This is a genomic window from Tepidiforma thermophila (assembly GCF_002563855.1).
Taxonomy (GTDB): domain Bacteria; phylum Chloroflexota; class Dehalococcoidia; order Tepidiformales; family Tepidiformaceae; genus Tepidiforma; species Tepidiforma thermophila.
The window spans coordinates 224361-245834 of record NZ_PDJQ01000001.1 but is presented as its reverse complement, the minus strand read 5'-3'; the positions used below and the strand labels follow the sequence as shown (position 1 = coordinate 245834).

Annotated in this window: 22 protein-coding genes; 9 read left to right on the top strand and 13 right to left on the bottom strand. The window is 71.5% G+C overall.

Annotation, left to right across the window (positions count from 1 at the left end; all coding sequences use genetic code 11):
- Window positions 1-9: 9 nt before the first annotated feature.
- Window positions 10-843, bottom strand: coding sequence for a GNAT family N-acetyltransferase (locus tag A9A59_RS01260; protein WP_098502549.1), 834 nt, complete (start codon window positions 841-843; stop codon window positions 10-12).
- Window positions 840-1265, bottom strand: coding sequence for a DUF983 domain-containing protein (locus A9A59_RS01255; protein ID WP_181950222.1), 426 nt, complete (start codon window positions 1263-1265; stop codon window positions 840-842). Before A9A59_RS01255 ends, A9A59_RS01260 begins: the two co-directional genes overlap by 4 nt.
- A 31-nt stretch (window positions 1266-1296) precedes the next feature.
- On the opposite strand from A9A59_RS01255, the gene metH reads away from it, so the two are divergent.
- Together metH and A9A59_RS01245 are read left to right on the top strand one after the other, a co-directional pair.
- A complete protein-coding gene (gene metH, locus A9A59_RS01250) occupies window positions 1297-4836 on the top strand; it encodes a methionine synthase (RefSeq protein WP_098502548.1) in 3540 nt (1179 codons plus the stop codon).
- Window positions 4837-4907: 71 nt separating this feature from the next.
- Window positions 4908-5840 carry a TIGR03619 family F420-dependent LLM class oxidoreductase gene (locus tag A9A59_RS01245; RefSeq protein ID WP_098502547.1) on the top strand — a complete coding sequence of 311 codons (933 nt, stop codon included), beginning with the start codon at window positions 4908-4910 and terminating at the stop codon, window positions 5838-5840.
- Window positions 5841-5854: 14 nt separating this feature from the next.
- On the opposite strand, the gene A9A59_RS14275 is transcribed toward A9A59_RS01245, so the two are convergent.
- The 7 genes from A9A59_RS14275 to A9A59_RS01210 form a co-directional block, all read right to left on the bottom strand.
- The gene (locus tag A9A59_RS14275) at window positions 5855-5989 is read right to left on the bottom strand and encodes a hypothetical protein (protein WP_263970091.1); all 135 of its coding nucleotides are present in this window, start codon (window positions 5987-5989) and stop codon (window positions 5855-5857) included.
- 53 nt (window positions 5990-6042) lie between these two features.
- Window positions 6043-6534 (bottom strand): GNAT family N-acetyltransferase, encoded by a 492-nt coding sequence (locus A9A59_RS01235; protein ID WP_098502545.1) that lies wholly within the window; start codon window positions 6532-6534, stop codon window positions 6043-6045.
- Between the two features lie 4 nt (window positions 6535-6538).
- The gene (locus A9A59_RS01230) at window positions 6539-7324 is read right to left on the bottom strand and encodes an enoyl-ACP reductase FabI (RefSeq protein WP_098502544.1); all 786 of its coding nucleotides are present in this window, start codon (window positions 7322-7324) and stop codon (window positions 6539-6541) included.
- A gap of 44 nt (window positions 7325-7368) precedes the next feature.
- Entirely contained in the window at window positions 7369-7770 is a 402-nt protein-coding gene (locus tag A9A59_RS01225) for a pyridoxamine 5'-phosphate oxidase family protein (protein WP_165772416.1), read from the bottom strand.
- Window positions 7755-8399, bottom strand: coding sequence for an MBL fold metallo-hydrolase (locus A9A59_RS01220; protein ID WP_165772415.1), 645 nt, complete (start codon window positions 8397-8399; stop codon window positions 7755-7757). Before A9A59_RS01220 ends, A9A59_RS01225 begins: the two co-directional genes overlap by 16 nt.
- Window positions 8400-8468: 69 nt before the next feature.
- Complete coding sequence (locus tag A9A59_RS01215; protein ID WP_098502541.1) at window positions 8469-9632, bottom strand: acyl-CoA dehydrogenase family protein; 1164 nt, start codon at window positions 9630-9632, stop codon at window positions 8469-8471.
- 75 nt (window positions 9633-9707) lie between these two features.
- Complete coding sequence (locus A9A59_RS01210; RefSeq protein ID WP_133117464.1) at window positions 9708-11684, bottom strand: PAS domain-containing sensor histidine kinase; 1977 nt, start codon at window positions 11682-11684, stop codon at window positions 9708-9710.
- Window positions 11685-11798: 114 nt separating this feature from the next.
- Between A9A59_RS01210 and A9A59_RS01205 the strand changes: the two genes are divergently transcribed.
- Window positions 11799-12359 carry a DinB family protein gene (locus A9A59_RS01205; RefSeq protein WP_098502539.1) on the top strand — a complete coding sequence of 187 codons (561 nt, stop codon included), beginning with the start codon at window positions 11799-11801 and terminating at the stop codon, window positions 12357-12359.
- On the opposite strand, the gene A9A59_RS01200 is transcribed toward A9A59_RS01205, so the two are convergent.
- Genes A9A59_RS01200 through A9A59_RS01190 form a run of 3 tightly spaced genes read right to left on the bottom strand, consistent with a single transcriptional unit; the run spans window position 12353 to window position 15892 of the window.
- Window positions 12353-13756: a hypothetical protein gene (locus tag A9A59_RS01200; protein WP_098502538.1), complete on the bottom strand. Its 1404-nt coding sequence runs from the start codon at window positions 13754-13756 to the stop codon at window positions 12353-12355. The genes A9A59_RS01205 and A9A59_RS01200 overlap by 7 nt on opposite strands.
- Entirely contained in the window at window positions 13753-14718 is a 966-nt protein-coding gene (pdxA, locus tag A9A59_RS01195) for a 4-hydroxythreonine-4-phosphate dehydrogenase PdxA (protein WP_098502537.1), read from the bottom strand. The genes A9A59_RS01200 and pdxA overlap by 4 nt, the downstream gene beginning before the upstream one ends.
- Before the next feature lie 37 nt (window positions 14719-14755).
- A complete protein-coding gene (locus tag A9A59_RS01190; protein WP_165772414.1) occupies window positions 14756-15892 on the bottom strand; it encodes an acyl-CoA dehydrogenase family protein in 1137 nt (378 codons plus the stop codon).
- Between the two features lie 103 nt (window positions 15893-15995).
- Here A9A59_RS01190 and A9A59_RS01185 point away from each other — a divergent pair, with 103 nt between their 5' ends.
- From A9A59_RS01185 to A9A59_RS01175, 3 genes are read left to right on the top strand one after another with little or no spacing between them, the layout of a single operon-like run.
- A complete protein-coding gene (locus A9A59_RS01185; RefSeq protein ID WP_098502535.1) occupies window positions 15996-17684 on the top strand; it encodes an aldehyde ferredoxin oxidoreductase C-terminal domain-containing protein in 1689 nt (562 codons plus the stop codon).
- A gap of 44 nt (window positions 17685-17728) precedes the next feature.
- Window positions 17729-18628 (top strand): enoyl-CoA hydratase-related protein, encoded by a 900-nt coding sequence (locus A9A59_RS01180; protein WP_098502534.1) that lies wholly within the window; start codon window positions 17729-17731, stop codon window positions 18626-18628.
- A 5-nt stretch (window positions 18629-18633) separates the two neighbouring features.
- A complete protein-coding gene (locus tag A9A59_RS01175) occupies window positions 18634-19059 on the top strand; it encodes a PaaI family thioesterase (protein ID WP_098502533.1) in 426 nt (141 codons plus the stop codon).
- Here A9A59_RS01175 and A9A59_RS01170 read toward each other — a convergent pair.
- Window positions 19056-19700 carry a hypothetical protein gene (locus tag A9A59_RS01170; protein WP_098502532.1) on the bottom strand — a complete coding sequence of 215 codons (645 nt, stop codon included), beginning with the start codon at window positions 19698-19700 and terminating at the stop codon, window positions 19056-19058. The genes A9A59_RS01175 and A9A59_RS01170 overlap by 4 nt on opposite strands.
- Window positions 19701-19784: 84 nt before the next feature.
- Between A9A59_RS01170 and A9A59_RS01165 the strand changes: the two genes are divergently transcribed.
- From A9A59_RS01165 to A9A59_RS01160, 3 genes are read left to right on the top strand one after another with little or no spacing between them, the layout of a single operon-like run.
- Window positions 19785-20180, top strand: a complete 396-nt coding sequence (locus A9A59_RS01165) for a nuclear transport factor 2 family protein (protein ID WP_098502531.1) — start codon at window positions 19785-19787, stop codon at window positions 20178-20180.
- A 24-nt stretch (window positions 20181-20204) separates the two neighbouring features.
- Entirely contained in the window at window positions 20205-20378 is a 174-nt protein-coding gene (locus tag A9A59_RS13895; protein WP_165772413.1) for a hypothetical protein, read from the top strand.
- Between the two features lies 1 nt (window position 20379).
- Entirely contained in the window at window positions 20380-21474 is a 1095-nt protein-coding gene (locus A9A59_RS01160) for a glycerate kinase family protein (RefSeq protein ID WP_098502530.1), read from the top strand.

The window sequence follows — 21474 nt, the reverse complement described above, 5'->3', positions numbered from 1 at the left end:
GCGCCCGGCTCACCGCTCCGCTCCATCCTCCTCGGCCGCCCGCGGCCTCCTGTGGACGAACCGGTCGCCTTCCAGCTGCCACAGCCGGTCCTCCAGCGCCCGCCGCAGCGCCCGCATCCGCGGCGTCGCCTGGAGCACGCAGGTGTGGAAGCCGTTGGTCTGGGCCCACTCCCGCGCCCGTTCTGCCATCCAGGCCTCCAGGCCGCGCCCCTCGTAGCCGGCCTCCACCACCGGCTCCGCGAGCTCCGCCAGCCCGCCGCCGGCGTCGTACACGCTGATGACCCCCACCACCCGCTCGCCGTCTGCCGCCACAAACCAGCCCGGGCGCGCGCCCTGTTCGAACGGCCACGGGTCTGCGCCGGTCAGCCTGGCGATCGCGGCCGCGTCGCCCCGCCGCTGCTCCCGCACCGTCAGCAGCGGCAGCCGCCGCTCCAGCACCAGCAGCGCCCGGCCGTCCTCTGCCCGCTCCCGCCTTACCGGCAGGTACCCCAGCCGGGCAAAGTAGGCGGCCATGCCCGGGGTATCGGGCGCCCGGCAGCGCGCCAGCCGCAGCCCCCGGTCCTGCGTCCGCCGGCCCACCGTCCGCACCAGCTCCGCCCCCGCCGGCGGCTCCAGCGATCGCAGCAGGTCGAACCACGCCACCCCCTCCTCCTCCCGCCAGCGCACCGCGCCCGCGATCCCCGCGTCATCCTCCGCCAGCAGGAACGCAGCGCCCGTCTGGAGCATCCGCGCAGCCTCCGCGGCATCGCCCGGCGCGCCCGGCAGCCCGCTCCCCGCGTACAGCTCGGCAAGCGCCTCCGCGTCCTCCGCGTCTGCCTCCCGCACCCGGAAACCGCCGCTCATCCCGGCACATCCTCGGCGAACGTCCCCGGGTTGAAGTACGCGTCGATCTGCATCCAGGCCACCCGCGAATAGTGGAATGCCGCGGGCGTCACCAGCGCTACCAGCCCGAACGCCGTCACGAGGATCGCCCCGAACGGCGCCCCGGCCAGCAGCATCCAGAGCCACACGGGCAGCGTCACGAACAGCCCGATGAAATAGCTCGCGTACATCGCCCCCGTGAAGTAGCCCGGCTCCCGTTCGAACTGCAGCCCGCAGACCGGGCACCGCTCATGCATCCGGAACGGCCCCGCCCAGGCGGCCCCCCGGCAGCAGCGCGGGCACCGCATCGCCAGCGCCGCCGCCACCCGCCGCGCCGCCCCGAAGTTCGGGTACCCTCCCGCAGGCCCGCCAGCCCCGCCGGCCCGGTTCACGTGCTCCTCCACACCCACCATGGTGTACGCTGTGATCCCACCCATGTACAGGCCGCGCGACCTCCCGCTGCTCAACCGCCTGCGGGACCAGGTGCTCTACGCCGCAGGTCCCATCGGTTCCACGCTGCTCTCGCTCAACCTCGGCCCCGAAGCCTACGTCGCGCCCGATGGCGAAAGCCACGAAGGCTGCCCCGAATGGCTCAACGTCGCCAGCCCCCACATCCTCGAAAGCATCTACGCCTCCTTCTACGAGGTCGGCGTCGACGCCGTCGATAGCTGCTCCTTCGGCGCTAACCCCGTCGTCCTCGCCGAGTTCGGCCTCGCCGACCGCACCCGCGAGCTCAACCGCCTCGCCGCACAGGTCATCGGCCGCGTCCGCGACCGCTACTCCACCCCCGAGTGGCCGCGCTACAGCTTCGGAACCGTCGGTCCCGGCACCCGGCTCCCCTCCCTCGGCCACATCACCTACGACGAGATCCGCGAAGGCTGGCGCGAACAGTGCATCGGCCTCCTCGAAGGCGGCATCGACGTCCTCAAAATCGAAACCTGCCAGGACCTCCTCCAAACCAAAGCCGCCCTCGCCGCCGCCGCCGACGCCATGGAAATCACCGGCCGCCGCGTGCCCGTCATCGCCTCCGTCACCATCGAGTCGACCGGCACGATGCTCCTCGGTTCCGATATCGCCGCCGCACTCGCCACCCTCGAACCGCTCGACGTCGTCGACATCGTCGGCATCAACTGCGCCACCGGCCCCGAGCAGATGGTCGAGCATGTCCGCTACCTCGCGCAGCACTCCCGCCGGCCCGTCTTCATCGGCCCCAACGCGGGCCTGCCCGAGGTCATCGACGGCCGCGCCTGCTACACCCTCTCCCCCGAAGAGTTCGCCCGCTACCAGAAGATCTTCGTCGAGGAGTTCGGCACCTCCATCGTCGCCGGCTGCTGCGGCACCACCCCCGCCATGTTCGCCGAGGCGATCCGCGTCATCGGCCGGCCCCGCCCCAAAGAGCGCCCCACCCGCTACGAGCCGGCCGCCGCCTCCCTCTATACCGCCGTCCCCATCAAACAGGACACTTCCTTCCTCGTCGTCGGCGAACGCACCAACGCCACCGGCTCCCGCGCTTTCCGCGACCTCCTCCTCGCCGAGGACGTCGACGGCATGGTCGCCCTCGCCCGCGAACAGGCCGCCGAAGGCGCCCACGTCATCGATGTCATGGTCGATTACGTCGGCCGCGACGGCCCCGCCGACATGCACCGCGTCGTCTCCGCCTTCCGCACGCAGGTCGCCGTCCCGCTCGTCTTCGATAGCACCGAAGTCGCCGTCATCGAAACCGCCCTCAAGCTCTACGGCGGCCGCGCCATCGTCAACTCCATCAACCTCGAGGACGGCGAACGGAAAATCACGAAGCTCCTCCCCCTCATCAAGGAGCACGGCGCCGCCGCCGTCGCCCTCACCATCGACGAAGAAGGCCAGGCCCGCACCGCCGAGTGGAAGCTCCGGGTTGCCCGCCGCATCTACGACATCGCCGTCAACCGCTACGGCATGGAGCCCGGCGACCTCCTTTTCGACTGCCTCACCTTCCCCATGACCAGCGGCCAGGAGGAGCTCCGCCGCGACGCCATCGAAACCCTCGAAGCCATCCGCCGCGTCAAAGAAGAGCTCCCCGGCGTCCACACCATCCTCGGCGTCTCCAACTGCTCCTTCGGCCTCAAGCCGGCCGCCCGCCGCGTCCTCAACTCCGTCTTCCTCCACGAAGCCATCGAACACGGCCTCGATGCCGCCATCGTCAACGCAAAACAGATCCTCCCGCTCAACCGCATCCCCGAAGAGCAGCTCGAAACCGCCCGCGACCTCATCTACGACCGCCGCCGCGACGGCTACGACCCGCTCACCCATTTCATCTCCCTCTTCGAATCCGCCGAGAAGGAGCAGCGTCCAGCCGCCGACCCGGCCCATCGCCTCCCGGTCGAAGAGCGCCTCCGCCGCCGCATCATCAACGGCGACCGCCGCGGCCTCCACGACGACCTCGACGAAGCCCTCGCCCGCTTCGACCCCCTCACCATCATCAACGAGCACCTCCTCCCCGGCATGCGCGAAGTCGGCGACCTCTTCGGCGCCGGCAAGATGCAGCTCCCCTTCGTCCTCCAGTCCGCCGAGACGATGAAGGCCGCCGTCGCCTACCTCGAGCCCCACATGGAGCGCGTCGAAGGCCAGTCCAAGGGCAAGGTCGTCCTCGCCACCGTCCGCGGCGACGTCCACGATATCGGCAAGAATCTCGTCGATATCATCCTCACGAATAACGGCTACACAACCTACAACCTCGGCATCAAGCAGCCGATCTCCAACATCATCGAAAAAGCCCAGGAGGTCGGCGCCGATGTCATCGGCCTCTCCGGCCTCCTCGTCAAAAGCACCGTCGTCATGCGTGAGGACCTCGAAGAGCTCAACGCCCGCGAGCTCTTCCACTACCCCGTCATCCTCGGCGGCGCCGCCCTCACCCGGAAGTACGTCGAACACGAGCTCCGCCAGGTCTACAAGGGCCACGTCTACTACGCCCAGGACGCCTTCGAAGGCCTCGCCACCCTCGACCGCATCATCCCGGCCCTCCGCGAGGGCAAACCCCTGCCCGACCTCTCCCGCACGTCCGACCGCCCGAAGGACGAAGATTCCGGCTACGACCCCGTCGCCGACCCGAATGCTGCCCCCGCCCCCTCAGAACACGACTACGCCCCCTCCGACATCGAGCGCGGCGTCCCCATCCCCACTCCGCCCTTCTGGGGCTCCCGCGTCGTCCGCGGCATCCCCCTTCGCGAGATCTACCCCTACATCAACGAAATCGCGCTCTTCCGCGGGCAGTGGGGCTACCAGCGCGGCGACCGCCCCGAAGACGAGTACGCCCGCTTCATCGAGGAGGAGGTGCGCCCCATCTTCCGCCGCTGGCAGGAGCGCGCCATCGCCGAGCAGCTCCTCCTCCCGGCCGTCGTCTACGGCTACTTCCCCGCCCTCGCCGAGAAGAACGAACTCGTCGTCTGGCCCTCCGTCGAAGATGGCCGGCCCGTCGGCGAACCCGTCCGCTTCCGCTTCCCCCGCCAGCCCACCGGCCGCCGCCTCTGCATCGCCGACTTCTTCCGCTCCTTCGACGAGGTCGCCGCCGACCCCACCGGCCCGCAGTTCGACGTCGTCGCCCTCTCCCTGGTGACGATGGGCCCCCGCGCCAGCGAGTTCGCCCACGAGCTCTTCCAGGCGAACGAGTACCGCGACTACCTCCACTGGCACGGCTTTGCCGTCGAAGCCGCCGAGGCCCTTGCCGAATACTGGCACAAGCGCGTCCGCCAGGAGCTCGGCATCGCCGGCAAAGACGCCGCCGACATCCGCAAACTCTTCGCCCTCGGCTACCAGGGCTGCCGCTACAGCTTCGGCTACCCCGCCTGCCCCGACCTCGAAGAGCAAACGAAGATGGCCGTCCTCCTCCGCCCCGAGCGCATCGGCGTCGAACTCTCCGAAACCTTCCAGTGGCACCCCGAGCAGACCACCGCCGCCGTCATCGTCCACCACCCCGGCGCCCGCTACTTCGTCATCCGCTGAACGCCCTCGCGCAACCTCGCGCGGCCCGCTAGGCTGTCCCCACCCACAGCCCGCACCACCGGAGGCCAGCCATGCCGGCACCCCACTTCGGCGTCACCATCCCCCAGATTAAGCGCACCTGGAACGAAGCGAAGACCAACGCCCGCGAGTTCGAAGCCATGGGCTTCGATTCCCTCTGGGTCTGTGACCATCTCTACGGCCCGCAGTCGCCCCAGATCCCAATCCTCGAAGCCTGGTCCCTCGTCGCCGCCGTTGCCGCCATCACCGAACGGGTCGAAATCGGCACCCTCGTCACCCCCGCCGGCATGCGCAACCCGGCCCAGCTCGGCAAGGTCATCGCCACCATCGACAACATCGCCGGCGGCCGCATCATCCCCGGTCTCGGCGCCGGCTGGATGCCCCGCGAATTCACCGACTTCGGCGTCCCCTTCCCGCCCATCGGCGCCCGCATGCGCCAGCTCCGCGAAGCCCTCGAGCTCTTCCGCGCCATGTGGACTGAGCCCGAGGTCACCATGGACGGCGAATTCGTCCACGTCCGCAACCTCGTCTGCGAGCCCAAGCCCGTCCGCAGGCCGCCCATCCTCGTCGGCGGCGCCGGCGAAAAAGTCCTCCTCCGCATCGCTGCCCGCCACGCCGATATCTGGAACAACCTCGCCGCCCACCACCACGCCCTCCCCCGCAAAATCGACGTCCTCCGCGAACACTGCGCCGCCGTCGGCCGCGACCCGGCTTCCATCACCATCAGCCAGCAGTGCCTCGTCATCATCGCACCGGATGAGGCCGCCGCCGCTCCCATGGTCGAAACCGCGAAGAAGATCTTCGGCGGCCACATGGGCGACCCCACCGGCCCGCTCGCCATCGCCGGCAGCCCTGCCCGCGTCCGCGAGCAGATCCAGCGCCACCTCGACCTCGGCTGCACCATGTTCGTCATCGAGTTCTTCGGCCGCGACACCCGCGAGCCCGCCCGCCTCTTCGCCGAGACCGTCCTGCCCCACTTCCGCTAACGGGAGCCCCCCAGCTACCACCACCCCTCCTTGTACCACCACCCCTTGTGCTCCCGGCCGGCCGGGCCGGCCTCCTTCAGCCGCGCCAGGTGCTTCCGGCACAGGTGCACCGTCAGCCGCTCCCGCTCCTCGCCGCGCCATTTCAGCACCGCTACCTCCTGGTACGGCGGCTCGATACACCACAAACACCGCATCCGGGCCATTACCGTTCCTCCTCGAACTCCAGCACGAATCCCCATTCCCGGCTTCGCCACGGGTCCGGCGCATACCGGAACCGGTTCCGCCGGAACCCGCACCGCTCGTACAGCCGGTGCGCATGCTCGAACGCCACATCGCTGAACAGCACCAGCCGCCGCGCCCCAGCAGCCCGCGCCAGCCCAATCACCTCCCGCGTCAGCCGCTCGCCCAGCCCCTTCCCCCGCGCTCCCGGCAGCACGTACAGCCGGTGCAGCTCGAACTCACCGCCGCCCTCGTCCGAGAGCCCCACGCACCCGACCACCTCCCCGTCGGCCGCCTCCGCCACAAGGAACCACCCCTCCCGGTAGTGCCGCTCCGGCCAGAGCACGTCCGCATCGTAGTCCGCCTCCGCAAACGGGAAGCCGTACTCCTCGAACACCCGCGCCACCACCCGCCACGGGCCGTCGCCGTGCCGCCCCCGCGCGTACGGCACCACCCGGAACTCCCCGGCTCCCACCGCGCTACTCCCGCGTCTCGGCCACGAGCCCCATGATGTTGTAGCCGCTGTCCACGTACAGGATGTCCCCCGTCGTCCCGCTCGACATCTCGCTCCCAAGGAACACCGCCGCCTCGCCGACCTGCTCAATCGTCACGTTCCGGTGCAGCGGCGCAATATCCGCGAACGCCTTCAGGTAATCCCGGAACCCCGAAATCCCGCTCGCCGCCAGCGTCCGGATCGGCCCAGCGCTGATCGCGTTCACCCGGATGTTCTCCGGCCCGAGGTCCCACGCGAGGTACCGCACCGTCGCCTCCAGCGCCGCCTTCGCCACCCCCATCACGTTGTACTTCGGCGCCACCTTCTGCGAACCGTAATACGTCAGCGTGATGATGCTCCCGCCGTTCGGCATCAGCGGCCGCGCCGCCCGCGCCAGCGCCACCAGCGAGTACACCGACACGTTGTGCGCCAGCAGGAACCCCTCCCGCGACGTATCCACGAACCGCCCGGCGAGGTCCTCCCGGTTCGCATAGGCGATCGCGTGCACCAGCACATCGATCGTCCCCAGCCGCTCCTTCGCCGCCGCGAACACCCGCTCGATGTCCTCGTCTTTCGTCACATCGCACAGCTCGATGAAGTCCGCCCCCACGCTCTCCGCCAGCGGCCGCACCCGCCGCTCGAGGTTCTCCGCCGCGTACGAAAACGCCAGCTTCGCCCCCTCCCGGTGGAACGCCTGCGCAATCCCCCACGCAATCGAACGGTCGTTCGCGACGCCGAAAATCAGCGCTGTCTTGCCATCGAGCTTGCCCATGGCTCGCTAGGGTACGGCCAACCCCGCAAATGGAGAAGCAGCCATCACCACTGGCCCCACCAGCGCGCCGGGCTCAGCCGCAGGAGCACCATCTCCTCGTGGGCATCGCTCGCCGTCTCCTTCGCCGCAACCTCCGGCCCGCGGTAGTGCGCCCAGAGCGCATACCGGTCCTCGCGCGTCAGCGGCTCCGCCGTCACCGGTCCCGCGGCCGTCAGGTACCGCCAGTCGTCGAGCCACGTCACCGCCGCCTGACCTGTCCGCTCGATATTCCGGTGCTTCTGCGAACCGCGCCCCGTCACGATCTGCACCTCGCCGTCGCGCCAGAGGTACCAGACCGCCGCCGCGTGCGCCCGCCCGCCCGGCCCCGTCGTGCTCAGCACCACCGTCCGCGGCTCGCCGATCCGCCGGGCCCACCACCCGTCCGGCGGCCCTACGAGTTCAGCCACGTCACATCCCCGCACAGGTCCGGCGCGTGCTCCCGGCTGGCGAAGACCGCGTACTCCGCCTTGCTCGCCCCGATCGTCGTGGTCGGCCCGTGCCCGGGGTACACCACCGTGTCGTCCGGCAGCGTATACAGCTCCCGCACGATCGACGCGATCTCCTGCTGCAGCGCCGCGTTGTCCTTCGAACGCCCCGGCCCGCCCGGGAAGAGCGTGTCGCCCACGAAGACGCTCTTCCCGCACAGGTACGCCGTGCTCGCGGGCGTATGCCCCGGCACGCTCAGCACCCGGAACCGCAGGTTCCCGACCGCGATCTCCTCGCCGTGCCGCACCGGCACATCGAGCTGCCCCTCCTTCAGCCCCGGTTCGTCCGGGTCCGCGTACAGCTTCGCGCCGTATGCCGCCTTCAGCGCATCGATGGCCGGCGTATGGTCGAAGTGCCCGTGGGTCAGGAAGATGCGTGTCGGCCGCACCCCGGCCGCCTCCGCCGCGGCCATATTCGCCTCCGGGTCGCCCGGCGCATCGATGAACGCCGCCTCGCCCGTCGCCCGGTCGACCACCACGTACACGTTGTTCCCGTAGCCCGTCGGCCCGCCGATCACAATCTCCAGGTCCCCATCGCGAATCCGTTCCACCAGGCGCCTCCTTCTCCGTGGTGCCGACATCCTACCCCGTCGGCGCCGGCCCGTGCGCCCCGCCCGCCGTCAGCCGTAGACCAGGTTCCGGTCGATCAGCGCCCGGCTGATCACCACCCGCTGAATCTGGCTCGTCCCCTCCACAATCATCAGCTGGCGCGCATCCCGGTAGTGCCGCTCCAGCGGGTGGTCCTTCATGTACCCCTGCGCACCAAGCACCTGCAGCGCATCGAACGCCACCCGGTTCGCCACCTCCGTCGCGTACGCCTTCGCAATCGACAGATGGTGCGCATACTCCCGCGTGTACTTCCCCTGGTCCACCAGCCACGCCGCCTTATAGACCAGGTTCCGCGCCGCCTCGATCTGGATCGCCATGTCCGCAAACATGAACTGGATCGCTTCGAAATCGATCACCGAGCTGCCGAACGCCTTCCGCTCCCGCGCCCACTCCAGCGCATAGGCCGCCGCGCCCTCGGCCAGGCCGACGCCGCGCGCGCCCACCGTCGGCCGCATCGAGTTCAGCGTCAGCATCGCCACGTTGAACCCCTGCCCTTCGACGCCCCCCAGCAGGTTCTCCGCCGGCACCCGCACATCCTGGAAGCTGAAGTGCGCCGTCGGCACGCTCCGTACGCCCATCTTGTCGTCCGTCCGGTCGATCCGCACCCCCGGCGCGTGCGCGTCCACCACAAAGGCGCTGATCCCCTTCGCCCCCGGGCCGCCCGTCCGCGCAAACACCGTCAGGTAATCCGCCACCGTCCCGCCCGAGATGTACACCTTGTTCCCGTTCAGGATGTAGTCGTCCCCGTCGCGGACCGCCCGCGTCTGCAGGTTCGCCGCATCCGACCCGTGGTCCGGCTCGGTCAGGCAGAACGCCGCCTTGGCATCCCCGGCTGCCAGCGCCGGCAGCCATCGCTGCTGCTGCTCCGGGGTGCCCCCGAAGACGATCGGCCGGGTCGGGAGCCCGCTCAGCACCAGCATCAGCCCGGCCCCGCACTCGTACTTCGCGACCTCTTCGATCGCCAGGCAGAGCGGCAGGATGCCGTTGCCCGTGCCGCCCATCGACTCCGGGATCGCCATCCCCAGCAGGCCCGCCTTCTTGAACGCCTCGAAGAAGTCGTGCGGGTACTCCCCGGTCTCGTCGACCTCCTTCGCCCGCGGCGCGATCACCTCGCGCGCAATCCGCCGGGCAGTCTCCTTGATCAGCCGGTGCTCTTCCGAAAGTTCGAACTCCATCGGGTCGTGCCTCCTGCAGCCTGGGCTGCTATTGAACCACGCCCCGACCCAACCGGCATGTTAGCCGGCCCGTCCTCAGGCCTCCTCCGAGGCCTCCTGCGGCACGGGAAAGGCCAGGACTACGGTCGTCCCCCGGCCCGCCACCGAGTGCACCCCGATGTATCCGCCGTGCTCCCGCACGATCCCCGCCGTCGCCGGGAGGCCCAGCCCACGCCCGGCGAACCGCGTCGTAAAGAACGGCTCGAAAATCCGGCCAAGGTGCTCCTCCGCAATCCCTTCCCCCGCGTCCTCGACGAACACAGCCGCATACTCGCCCGCCGGGAGCGGTTCAGGCTCCCACCGCTCCGGCCTCCCCAGCGATAAATCGCCGCGCACCCGCAGCCGCGTCACCCGGACCTCCACCGGCCCGGCGGTCGCCTCGAACGCGTTCGCCAGCACATGCTGGAACGCCGCCTCCAGCGCCCGCGGCCGCCCCGGCACACACGGCATGCCCGACCCCAGCACCACCGCGGCCCGCCGCCGGTCCGCCTCCGGGAACTGGATGAGCGCCCGCCCCAGGCACACGTCCAGCTCCACCGGGCCCTTCGGCTCGTCGCTTCCGGTTGCGGCCGCGCGCAGGTCGGCCACCAGGTACGCCGCATCACGCGCTGCCTCCTCGATCGCGCTGACCGCCTCGGCCTGGTCAGCCGTCAGCGGCCCGCCCTGCCGCACCAGCCATGCATTGCCGAGCATGGCCGTCAGGTCGTTGTTCAGCCGGTGGGCCACCCCCGCCGAAAGCGCCGCGAAGCTCTCCAGGAACCGCGCCTTCGCCAGCAGCCCCTCCCGCTCCCGGTGCTCCGTGTAGTCGGTGAAGGTCGCCACCACTTCCTGCGGCTCCCCCGCCGCGCCCCGCCGCAGCACCGCCGCCGACACCAGCAGCCAGCGCAGCCTCCCGCTGCCCAGCGGCAGCCCCATCACCACCCCTCGCACCGCTGCCCCGGTCGTCATCGCCACGTGCACCGGCATCTCCGAGGGCGGGAAGAGGCTGCCATCCTCCCGCACCGCTCCCCAGCTCCAGTCCAAGGCCCGCCCGGCAATTTGGTCCGCGGGCACCCCCAGCAGCCGGGCCGCCGCCGGGTTCGCCCCGGTGATCGCCCCCTGCCGGTTCACCACAACGACACCCGTTTCCATGTGCTCGATGACTGCCCGGAGCCGCGCCTCGCTTTCCGCTGCCGCCCGCTCCGCCAGCACCTGCGCGGTCATATCTTCGTAGAAGAACACCTGCCCGAGCACCGCGCCCGCCCGGTCCCGCAGCGGCTGCGTGCTCACCCGGAGCCAGGCCCCGTCCTTTCGCTCGAACAGCTCCGCGTACGATGCGCCCGGTTCCGCCCGCCACCGCTGGTTGAACGCCCGCGCCTGCCCCGGGTCCTTCGCCAGCGCCTCGAGCCGGGCCGCCCGCTCCGGGGGTGGCAGCTTCGTCCACGCCTCGTCGAGCCCCGTCATCGCGAAGAACCGTCCGTTCGCCCAGAGCAGTTGCCCTTCTATGCTCACCGCGACGATCCCGTACGGCGCCCCCTCGATGACCCCCTCCAGCAGCCGGTTCGCCTCCTCCAGCGCGCGCCGCGCCGCCGCCAGCTCCGTCACGTCGCTGAAGCGCCAGGCACGGCCGACCCGGTCCCCGAACAGTGGCAGCGGCCAGCTCTGCACCTCCACCACCCTGCCGCTCCGCAGCCGCACGTACCGCTCATCCCGCAGCTCCTGCTGCGCCATCGCCGCCGCGCCCCGCGCGAACGCCGCCTGCGCATCGCCGTCCGCCCGCTCCAGCAGCAGCGCCTGCAGCGCCTCCCAGCGCGCCGGCAGCTCGACACCCTCCAGCCCCCACAGCTCGCGGAACGCCCGGTTCCACAACACCACCGACCCATCGGCGTCCGCAATGACGTACCCCGCCGACGACAGGTCGAGCCCGACGCGGATCAGCCGGACCGCGGCAGCGGTCTCGCTCTCCGCAACCCTGGATGGCTGCCCCTCCCCCATCGTGCCTGGATTATCGGCCGTGTCATCCGCCTCCGTCATCGGGGAATTCCCCACACCCGTGGCCGCTGCGGCGCCCGCGCCGGCCGCACACCCCGGCTGACGCCGCCCCCGCCCTCTGGCAGAATCGGCCCACTCCTCCGCCGAGGTCCCCCCGTGCCCGATATCCCCAACCTGCCCGGCATGGGCAATCCCCCCGATACCCCCACCCAGCTCTCCGTCGTCGTCGGCCGCGTCCTCAAGTATGCCCTCCGCGCCACCGACGGCCTCACCGTCGAACAGCTCTGCGATACTCGCGGCGGCATCACCAATTCCATCGGCTGGGACGTCTGGCACGTCGTCCGCACCATCGACAACATCATCCACTTCGTCTTCGAACGCGAGCAGCCGGTCTGGCTCCAGCACAACTTCCACGAGCGCTGGAACCTCCCCCGCGTCGACCAGGGCACCGGCCAGGACCCGCGCGACGCCTACGCCATGCGCTTCCCGCCGCCCGCCGAATTCGACGAATACACCCGCGCCGTCGAAGCCGCCGTCGTGCCCCGCATCGCCGCCATGAGCGAGGCTTACCTCCGCGAGGTGCAGGTCATCCGCCCCTGGGGCCCGGTTCCGCGCATCGAAGCTATCCTCCACGGCCTCATCGGCCACGGCAACGGCCACCTCGGCCGCGCCAGCTACGCCCGCACGCTTTTCGGCCTTCCCGGCCTCCCTTACTGAACCCGGCCCTCCTCCGCCTGCGGCTTCCCGCCGGGCGCGGCAGCCTCGATCGCCGCCAGGTTCTGCGCCTCCTTCCGCGCGGCTGTCAGCACGTCCGCGGCGAACACCGCAATCGCCAGCCACGCCAGCACCCCCGCCGCAGCCGACGCATGCATCCACGCGTCGTAGCTCGCCGTGCCCGAAGCCAGCCCCGCGCCCGCACGCACGACGAGCGCGGCCGCCAGCAGCCAGAACGGCGCGTGCTCGCGGAAGCCCGCGCCCCGGCTCTCGGTCCGCGCCACCGCGAACACCGGCGCAATCAGCCGCGCCATCCCGAGGATGAGCATCGTGATCGGCCCCAGCCCGAACAGGTGCCGCGCCGCATCGCGCAGCGGAGCCGCCGCGTAGCCTCCCTCCAACGCCATCGCCGCGCCAGCCAACAGCATCAGCGCGCCCGCTGCCATGCCGGCGAGGTTCGCAGCCAGCACGAACTTCGCCGCCGGGCGCGCCCGCGGGCGCAGCCGGTGCGCGCGCCCGCGTACCGCTCCCGCGATCGGCAGCCCCCAGCAGAGGCCCGCGCCGCCCAGTGCGAGTCCCGCGCCCGCAGCCCGCGCTGCCGCCGTCCCATCGAGCGCCATCCCCAGCACGCACGCCCCGGCGCCCGCGTTCACCAGCAGCCACGGCCCGGCCAGCGCTCGCGCATCCGGAGGCCGCCGCCCGAAAAACACCGGCACCGCCCGGCTCTGCACCCCGAGGATGAAGTTCCCGATCGGGCCGAGCATCACCGCCCACGCCAGCGCGTCGTCGAAGGCTGCTGGCGCCAGGCCGCCGCCATTCGCAGCGCGCCAGCCCCACCAGGCTGCCAGCGGCGCCCACGCCAGCCACCAGGCCGCGCCCGCTCCGATGAACAGCCGCCAGGCCTCGCTGCCGCGTTTCCCCCGCCAGAACGTGACCGCCAGGACGCCGCCCACGCCGGCACAGCCGGCCGCCGTTGTCCACCCTGTCGCCAGCGCCGCCGCCCGCGCCGCACCCCCATCAACCCACGGCAGAACACCGAGCCGCACCGCCAGCGGCGCGGCCAGCAGCCCAAGCAGCGGGACCGTCACCCGCGCCGGCAGCGGCCGCCGGCCGACGAACCGCGGCACCACCCGGATCGCCATCCCCGCCACGAACAGCCCCGCCCAGCCCTGCAGCTGCAGCCACCCGTGCGCCTGCACAAGCCGCGGCGTCCGTTCCACCCCGGGCAGCACGTCTGTCCCGGCCAGCGGCATCCACACCGCCAGCGCAAACCCGCCGGCAAGCGCAAACGCAAGCGCCGCGCCGATGTAGCCCAGGTACGACCGGTCTTCCCGGGCCGGAACCGTCGAAGGCGCCCGCACCAGCGGCGGCTCGAGCGGAATCTCCCCCGCCCGGCTCACCGCGCGCCCCCGCCCGCCAGGCTCCCGCCGCTGCAGAGCCGCGCCGCCAGCAAAATCGCCTCCGCCATGCTCTCCGCGTTCGCACCCCCGCGCCCGGCGATGTCGTACGCCGTCCCGTGGTCCACGCTCGTCCGCACGAACGGCAGCCCGAGGTTGACGCTCACGCTCCGCTCGAACCCGTGCACCTTGATCGCGATGTGTCCCTGGTCGTGGTACATCACCACCACCACATCGAACTCCCCCGCGATCGCCCGGTTGAACACCGAATCCGCCGGGAACGGCCCCCGTGCGTCTACCCCCTGGGCCCGGGCGTCCTCCACCGCCGGCCCGATCTCCTCGATCTCCTCCCGGCCGATCAGTCCGCCCTCGCCCGCGTGCGGATTGAGCGCCGCCACCGCAATCCGCGGCTGCGCAAACCCCCACCGCCGGAACTCCCGGTCCGTCAGTGCAATCGCCCGCAGCACGTTCGCCCGGGTCACGTAGGCGCACGCCTCGCGCAGCGGCTTGTGGGTGCTCAGGTGCATGCACCGCAGCCCGCCGGTCACCAGCATCGTCGCCACGTGCTCCGCCCCGCTCACCCGCTGCAGCACCTCCTGGTGCCCCGTCTCCCGGATGCCCGCCGCCGCGAACGCCGCCTTGTTCACCGGCGCCGTCACCATGCCGTCGGCCTCGCCCGCAAGGCACGCCGCGGCCGCGAACTCCACCCAGCGGTGCGCGAGCCGCCCCGCCTCCGCGTCGACCTCCCCGTGGCGCACCCGGAACCCCGGCGCCGCAACGGGCTCCACCACATCCGCCCCGCCCGCGCCCGCCGCCTCCAGCCATGGCGCCAGCACGTGCCGCAGCCCGACCACCCGCACCTCGGCCGCCGCCCGCACGTCCGCTCTCGCCAGCGCCTTCGCGACCACCTCCGGGCCGATGCCGTTCGGGTCGCCCATTGTGACCACCAGCCGCGGCAGGCTCATGCCGCGAGTATAGGCCCGCCCGGCCCCGGGCCGCCCGTCAGTCCGCCAGCAGCTCCGCGCCCCGCATGGCCAGCCCGGTCGGCCGGATCGCCCCGTGCTGCCCCGCCGTCTGCAGGTCGCGCCACGCCCGCCCGGCCTCGTCCGCCCGCTGGTTCAGCGCCATCCCGCCCAGCGGCGCAACGATGCTCCCCGCCCGCAGCGCGCCTGCCGCCGCAAAATTCGCCGCCAGCGAAAGCCGCGCCAGCGTCGACGGCGCCGGCCGGCCCCGCTCCGCCTCCGCCCACGTCTGCCGCGCCGCATCGAACAGCAGCGTGCGCCCCGCCTCAACCGTCACCAGCGCTTCCGCCATCCGGCTCCGCACATCGTCCCGCTCCGCCATCAGCCGCGGACCGCCGTACTCCGTTCGCTCCCGCGTCGATGCCGCCACCAGGTCGAACAGCCGCAGCGCCACCCCGGGGAGCACCGACGCCGTCGTCGCCTCCGCGAACTCCACGAACGGCACCCGGAAGACCGTTGCCGGGTGCCACGGCTCCCCCTCGAACACCGAGAACATCCGCTCCTCCGGCACGAACGCCTCCGTCACCTCCATGTCGTGGCTCGCCGTGCCGCGCATCCCGTGCGCATCCCACGTCTCGTGAATCCGCACCTGCGCCGGCTCGAACGCCATCGCCCGGATCAGCGGCCCGCCGTTCGCCCCCGGCACCGGCTCCCCGCCTTCGGTCACCACGCAGTTCGCCGTGAACGTCGTCGCCCACGGCGCCCCGCTCGCCCACTGCCACCGCCCGCTCACCCGGAACCCGCCGGGCACCCGCTCCGCCGTGCCGCGCGGGTTCCCCGACCCCGCGATGACCGCCTCCTTCGGGTCGAACACCGCGTGCGCCGTCGTCTCCCGCATCAGCCCCGCGAACACGCCGCCGCCCGCCCCGATCATCACGCTCCACCCGAACGACCCGTCGACCCAGCCCGCCGCTTCGAACAGCCGCAGCCCCGCCTCGAGATCCAGCTCCAGCCCGCCAAACTCCCGCGGCACCCACGCCTTGAACCAGCCGCGCTCCACAATCGCCTGCACGACTTCCGGCGTCAGCGCACTCCGCCGCTCGGCCTCTGCCGCCGCGCCGCGCACCAGCGCAATAACGTCGCTCCCGATAACCGATTCGAACTCCCACCAGCGCATGCCCCAAGTATAGGCCCGCCGGGGGCAGCTCCCGGTGCCGCCGCTGACCATCCCCCCGCGCATTGTGTAGGATGCCCGCTACAGCAACCGTCCCGGAGCCCCCATGGAAATCGACCGCATCGTCCGGGTCGACATGACCACGGGCGAGATCACCGAAGAACCTGCCCCCGAGCGCCTCCGCTACCTCGGCGGCCGCGCCCTCGGCGCCACCCTCCTTCTCGAAGAGACCGACCCGACCATCCACCCGCTCCACCGCGACGCCCGCCTCTATATCTGCCCCGGTTTCCTCGGCGGCACCGCCGTCACCACCAGCGGGCGCACCTCCTTCGTGTTTAAGAGCCCCCTCACCGGCGGCGTCAAAGAGGCGAACGTCGGCGGCCAGCTTGGTCACCGCCTCGCCCGCCTCGGCATCAAAGCCCTCGTCATCTCTGGCGCCTCACGCTCCGGCTGGCAGCGGCTCGATATCGACCAGCACGGCGTCCGCCTCGCCCCCGCGCCCGAACTCGCCGGCCGCTCCAACTACGACCTCCACCGCCAGCTCGTCGGCGAAGCCGTCGGCGCCCGCGCCGCAGCCACCATCGGCCCCGCCGGCGAACACCGCATGGCCGCCGCCTCCGTCGCCGTCACCGACCCCGAGGGCCGCCCCACCCGCCACGCCGCCCGCGGCGGCCCCGGCGCCGTCATGGGCGCAAAGGGCCTCAAAGCCATCGTCGTCGACGATACCGGCGCGCCCCGCACCATCCCTGGCCTCCGCAAAGACGACTTCCGCCAGCACGTCACCCGCTTCTCCAAACTCGTCCTCGAAGACCCCCGCACCCACAACCTCTCCACCGTCGGCACCGCCGGCGTCGTCCGCTTCGTCAACCGCGACAATATCCAGTCCATGCCCACCCGCAACCACCGCTTCGGCACCTGGGACCGCGCCCACACCATCTCCGGCCAGTACATCGAAGAGCTCGGGGCCACCCGCGGCGGCAAAATGCTCCCCTGCATGGCCGGCTGCATCATCAAGTGCGCCATCCTCTTCAACGACGAACACGGCAACCACGTCACCACCGCCCTCGAATTCGAAACCATCGCCCTCCTCGGCTCCAACCTCGAAATCGGCCCCGCCGACGCCGTCGCCGAGCTCGACCGCCTCTGCGACGACATCGGCCTCGATACCATCGAAATCGGCAACGCCATCGGCGTCGCCATGGAAGCCGGCGTCCTCCCCTGGGGCGACTGGGAGGGAACAAAGCGCCTCCTCGAAGAGGTCCGCGCCGGCACCCCCCTCGGCCGCATCATCGGCAACGGCACCGTCCACACCGCCGCAACCTTCGGCATCGACCGCGTCCCCGCCGTCAAGGGCCAGGGCCTCCCCGCCTGGGAGCCGCGCACCCTCAAGGGCATGGGCATCACCTACGCCACCAGCCCCCAGGGCGCCGACCACACCGCCGGCATGGTCACCGCCCGCGGCGTCAACGCCGAGACCCTCGTCAAGCAGAGCCGCCACGAACAGCTCGTCATGATGGCCATCGACTCCGCCGGCGTCTGCCAGTTCACCAACGCCCTCCCGGCCGACCTCGCCGCCTTCGCCAGCACCCGCTTCGATATCCCCTGCGACGACGAAGTCATCCTCCGCATGGCCCGCGCCGCCATCGACGCCGAGCGCGAGTTCAACCGCCGCGCCGGCTTCACCCGCGCCGACGACCGCCTGCCCCGCTGGCTCCGCGAAGAGCCGCTTTACCTCCCCGATGGCCCGGCCGTCTTCGATATCCCCGACACCCTCATCGACGCCGTCTGGGCCTGACCCCGTCGACAGCCTCCGCCCGCCGCGCCACAATCCCCGCTGCCATGAAGGACTACCGCGACATCCTCACCATCAAGCAGCAGCGCCACGGCATCATCCAGCTCAACCGCCCGGAGAAAATGAACGCGCTCAGCCACAACCTCCGCGCTGAGCTCTTCGATGCTCTCAAAGACTTCGAAATGGACCCCGAGGTCCGCACCATCATCATCCGCGGCTCAGGCCGCGCCTTCTCCGCCGGCTACGACCTCTCCGGCGTCTCCCAAACCAGCGACGACCGCGACTACGTCGAAAAGCGCTCCGGCCTCCCCAACGTCGGCCCCATCCACCCCGGCCAGGGCCAGTGGCCCCAGCACCTCCTCAGCGGCTACTGGCAGATCTGGGAATGCACCAAGCCCGTCATCGCCCAGGTCCACGGCTACTGCCTCGCCGGCGGAACCGAACTCGCCTCCATGTGCGACCTCATGGTCGTCGCCGAAGACGCCATCATCGGCTACCCGCCCGTCCGCGCCATGACACCCGTCGACATCATCTACCACCCCTGGCACATGCACATGCGCAAGGTCCGCGAGCTCCTCTACACCGGCGACAGCGTCACCGGCCGCGAAGCCGTCGAACTCGGCTGGGCCAACCGCGCCGTCCCCATCGACCGCCTCTGCGAGGTCACCGAATCCCTCGCCGAGCGCATCGCCAACATCGACGGCCCCATGCTCCAGATGACCAAGCGCCAAATCAACCGCGTCTACGAAATCATGGGCTTCCGCACCTCCCTCCAGGTCGGCGGCGATATCCAGGAGCTCGGCCGCGTCCGCCCCGGCGGCGAAACCTTCGGCCGCATCGCCCGCGAAAACGGCCTCAAGGCCGCCCTCGACTGGCGCGACGGCCCCTTCGGCGACTACGGCGCTGCCCCGCCCGATGCGCCGAAGCCCGCCGCCGCCACCTGGTGACCGCTATGGGCGCCGTCCCTCCGCACCTCGCCGAGCGCTTCGCCGCCACCGAGCTGCACCGCCTCCTCGGCCTCGAACTCACCGAAGCCCGGCCCGGGTTCGCCAGCATCGCCCTCCGCACCTCCCCGGCCACCCTCTCCGGGGTCGGGGGCGCCGTCCACGGCGGCGTCCTCGCCGCCATGGTCGATATCGCCATGCTCTTCGCCCTCCAGGCCTCCCTCGAACCCGGCGATATCCCCAACGGCACCGCCGACCTCGGCATTACCTACCTCCGGCCCGTCCACGGGGCCCGCGCCACCGCCGAGGCCGCCATCGTCCGCAAGGGTCGCACCATGGTCTACGCCGAGGTCTCCATCTTCGATGAGCGGCGCACCCTCTGCGCCCGCGGCCGCACCATCTACGCCCTCCGCCGCGAGCCGCCCGGCGGCTAACCCTCGGCCTTCGCGAACGCCGCGTCCGTCCGCGCCAGCATCCGCTCCGCCAGCCGGATCACGAACCCGATATCCTCCACCCCGGCTACGCTCGTCGCCTGGACCGCGTGCACCACCCGCCCCGTGCGGAAGCACACCGTCGCGTCGACGAACGTCGGCGCGTCCTCCTCGAACTGCCGCACCAGGAACCCGCTCGCCCCATCCCCGATTGCCGGCACCAGCTGCGGCTCCAGCCGCACATTCGCCTCGATCGGCAGCCCGCAGGCGAACTCCCGCAGCGAGCGCTCCGCCGCGCCGGCATCCTCATACAGCGTCGAAATCGCCGTCACCGCCAGCACCGGGCCGAGCCCCTTCGGCCCGAACAGCGACACGTAGTTCCGCAGCCGCCCCTGTGCCTCCAGCTGCCGCAGCTTCGCCTCCACGTCGTCAGTCTGGAAAATCGCTGCCCACGCCTCGTTCTCGAACTCCCCCGGCGTCTGCTTCTCAAATTCCGGCGGCAGGTCCTCCGCCAGCAGCGACATCGCCGCCAGGTCGTACGCATCGTTCGCCAGCCCATCCGGGTACCCGCCGCCGTTATCGCCGCATCCCGCAGCGAGCAGCGCCAGCCCGGCCAGCATGCCCATCACCCAGGTTGCGCGCATGATCGTGTGCCCTTCTCCCGCGATTGCCCTATCGTACGCCAGCAGCCGGGCGCCGTGCCCGCCACCCCACCGGAGGTCTCGTCCATGCCCCTCTCCGTCGAAGACCAGCTCGCCATCCAGCAGCTCTACGCCCGCTACAACCACGCCATCGATTCCGGCAACGGCGCCGCCTGGGCCGCCTGCTTCACCCCCGATGGCCGGTTCTCCTCCGCCTCCGGCACCTTCGAAGGCCGCGAACAGCTCGAAGCCTTCGGCAACGCCTTCGCCACCCGCATGAAGGCCCGCCACTGGACCAACAACCTAGTCCTCGACGGCGATGGCGAAACCGCTTCCGGGAGCTGCTACCTCATGCTCCTCCGCCTGGCCCCCGGCGAACAGCCGCCCGCCTCCATCCTCGTCACCGCCATCTACCGCGACGAACTGGTCCGCACCGCCGAGGGCTGGAAGTTCGCCAGCCGCACCGTCGTCGGCGACAGCTGAGCCCCCGGCCCGGCGCTCTCACGGATGAAGTCGCTCCTCGCCCTTGCGGTCGTCACCTTCTTCGCCGTCACCATCGTGATGGCCGTCGTCTTCCGCAACCGGCAGGCCCGCGATACCCTCCGCTTCGTCCGCAACGTCGCCTACGGCTACATCATCGCCATCGTCCTCATCGCCGCCTGGCGCCTCTGGCTGAGCTGACGTGCGCATCCTCGTTGCTCCCCAGGAGTTCAAAGGCAGCCTCTCTGCCGACGAAGCCGCCGCCGCCATCGCTGCCGGCATCCGGGCCGCCCGGCCAGCCTGGACCATCGACCTCCTCCCCCTCTCCGATGGCGGCCCCGGCCTGCTCGATGCCCTCCGCCGCGCCGTCCGCGCCGATACCTGCGCCGCCGTCGTCCACGACCCCCTCGGCCGGCGCGTCCTCGGCCGCTACCTCCGCCTCCGCGAAAGCGGCGAAGCCGTCATCGAAGCCGCGCAGGCCAACGGTCTCTTCCACCTCAAGCCCGGGGAGCGCGATGCCCTCCGCGCCGACAGCTTCGGCGTCGGCGAACTCATCGCCGATGCCGCCGCCGGCCAGCCCGCCCGCATGCTCATCGGCGTCGGCGGCAGCGCCACCACCGACGGCGGCGCCGGCGCCCTCCGCGCCCTCGGCGCCCGCTTCTTCGACATGGCCGGCGCCGAACTCCCGCCCGGCGGGGCCGCACTCGCCCGCCTCGAACGGATCGACTGGCGCCCGCCCCCCTGGCTCGGCGCCTTCCCCATCGTCGTCGCAACCGATGTCCGCTCCCCGCTCTGCGGTCCCGACGGCGCCGCCCGCGTCTTTGCTCCCCAGAAGGGCGCCTCCCCAGCCGAGGTTGACCTCCTCGAAGAAGCGCTCGAACGGTTCGCCGCCGTCGTCCGGCGCGCCACCGGCGTCGACCTCCGCGGCCTCCCCGGCGCCGGTGCCGCCGGCGGCCTCGCCGGCGGGCTCCATGCCTTCCTCGACGCTGCCATCGAAAGCGGCTTCGACGTCGTCGCCCGCGTCACCCGCTTCGCCGAACGGCTCGCCGCCGCCGACCTCGTCATCACCGGCGAGGGCAGCTACGATGTCCAGTCGCTCGCCGGCAAAGTCACCGGCCGCGTCGCCGAGGCTGCCCGCGCCGCCGGGAAACCCGTCGTCATCTTCGCCGGGCGCGCCGACCTGCCCGGCGCCCGCACCCTCGCCGACCTCGAACCCGACCCCGCCCGCGCCATGGCGCACGCCGCCCCGCTCCTCCGCCAGCTCGCCGCCCGCTGGGCCGCCGAACAGCCTGCCTGA

What these genes read in the sequence shown, in the direction of transcription:
- A9A59_RS01260 (WP_098502549.1), bottom strand. Translation starts at nt 843, where the DNA reads ATGAGCGGCGGTTTCCGGGTGCGGGAGGCAGACGCGGAGGACGCGGAG.
- metH (WP_098502548.1), top strand. Translation starts at nt 1,297, where the DNA reads ATGTACAGGCCGCGCGACCTCCCGCTGCTCAACCGCCTGCGGGACCAG.
- A9A59_RS01245 (WP_098502547.1), top strand. Translation starts at nt 4,908, where the DNA reads ATGCCGGCACCCCACTTCGGCGTCACCATCCCCCAGATTAAGCGCACC.
- A9A59_RS01230 (WP_098502544.1), bottom strand. Translation starts at nt 7,324, where the DNA reads ATGGGCAAGCTCGATGGCAAGACAGCGCTGATTTTCGGCGTCGCGAAC.
- A9A59_RS01215 (WP_098502541.1), bottom strand. Translation starts at nt 9,632, where the DNA reads ATGGAGTTCGAACTTTCGGAAGAGCACCGGCTGATCAAGGAGACTGCC.
- A9A59_RS01210 (WP_133117464.1), bottom strand. Translation starts at nt 11,684, where the DNA reads ATGACGGAGGCGGATGACACGGCCGATAATCCAGGCACGATGGGGGAG.
- pdxA (WP_098502537.1), bottom strand. Translation starts at nt 14,718, where the DNA reads ATGAGCCTGCCGCGGCTGGTGGTCACAATGGGCGACCCGAACGGCATC.
- A9A59_RS01190 (WP_165772414.1), bottom strand. Translation starts at nt 15,892, where the DNA reads ATGCGCTGGTGGGAGTTCGAATCGGTTATCGGGAGCGACGTTATTGCG.
- A9A59_RS01185 (WP_098502535.1), top strand. Translation starts at nt 15,996, where the DNA reads ATGGAAATCGACCGCATCGTCCGGGTCGACATGACCACGGGCGAGATC.
- A9A59_RS01180 (WP_098502534.1), top strand. Translation starts at nt 17,729, where the DNA reads ATGAAGGACTACCGCGACATCCTCACCATCAAGCAGCAGCGCCACGGC.
- A9A59_RS01175 (WP_098502533.1), top strand. Translation starts at nt 18,634, where the DNA reads ATGGGCGCCGTCCCTCCGCACCTCGCCGAGCGCTTCGCCGCCACCGAG.
- A9A59_RS01170 (WP_098502532.1), bottom strand. Translation starts at nt 19,700, where the DNA reads ATGCGCGCAACCTGGGTGATGGGCATGCTGGCCGGGCTGGCGCTGCTC.
- A9A59_RS01165 (WP_098502531.1), top strand. Translation starts at nt 19,785, where the DNA reads ATGCCCCTCTCCGTCGAAGACCAGCTCGCCATCCAGCAGCTCTACGCC.
- A9A59_RS13895 (WP_165772413.1), top strand. Translation starts at nt 20,205, where the DNA reads ATGAAGTCGCTCCTCGCCCTTGCGGTCGTCACCTTCTTCGCCGTCACC.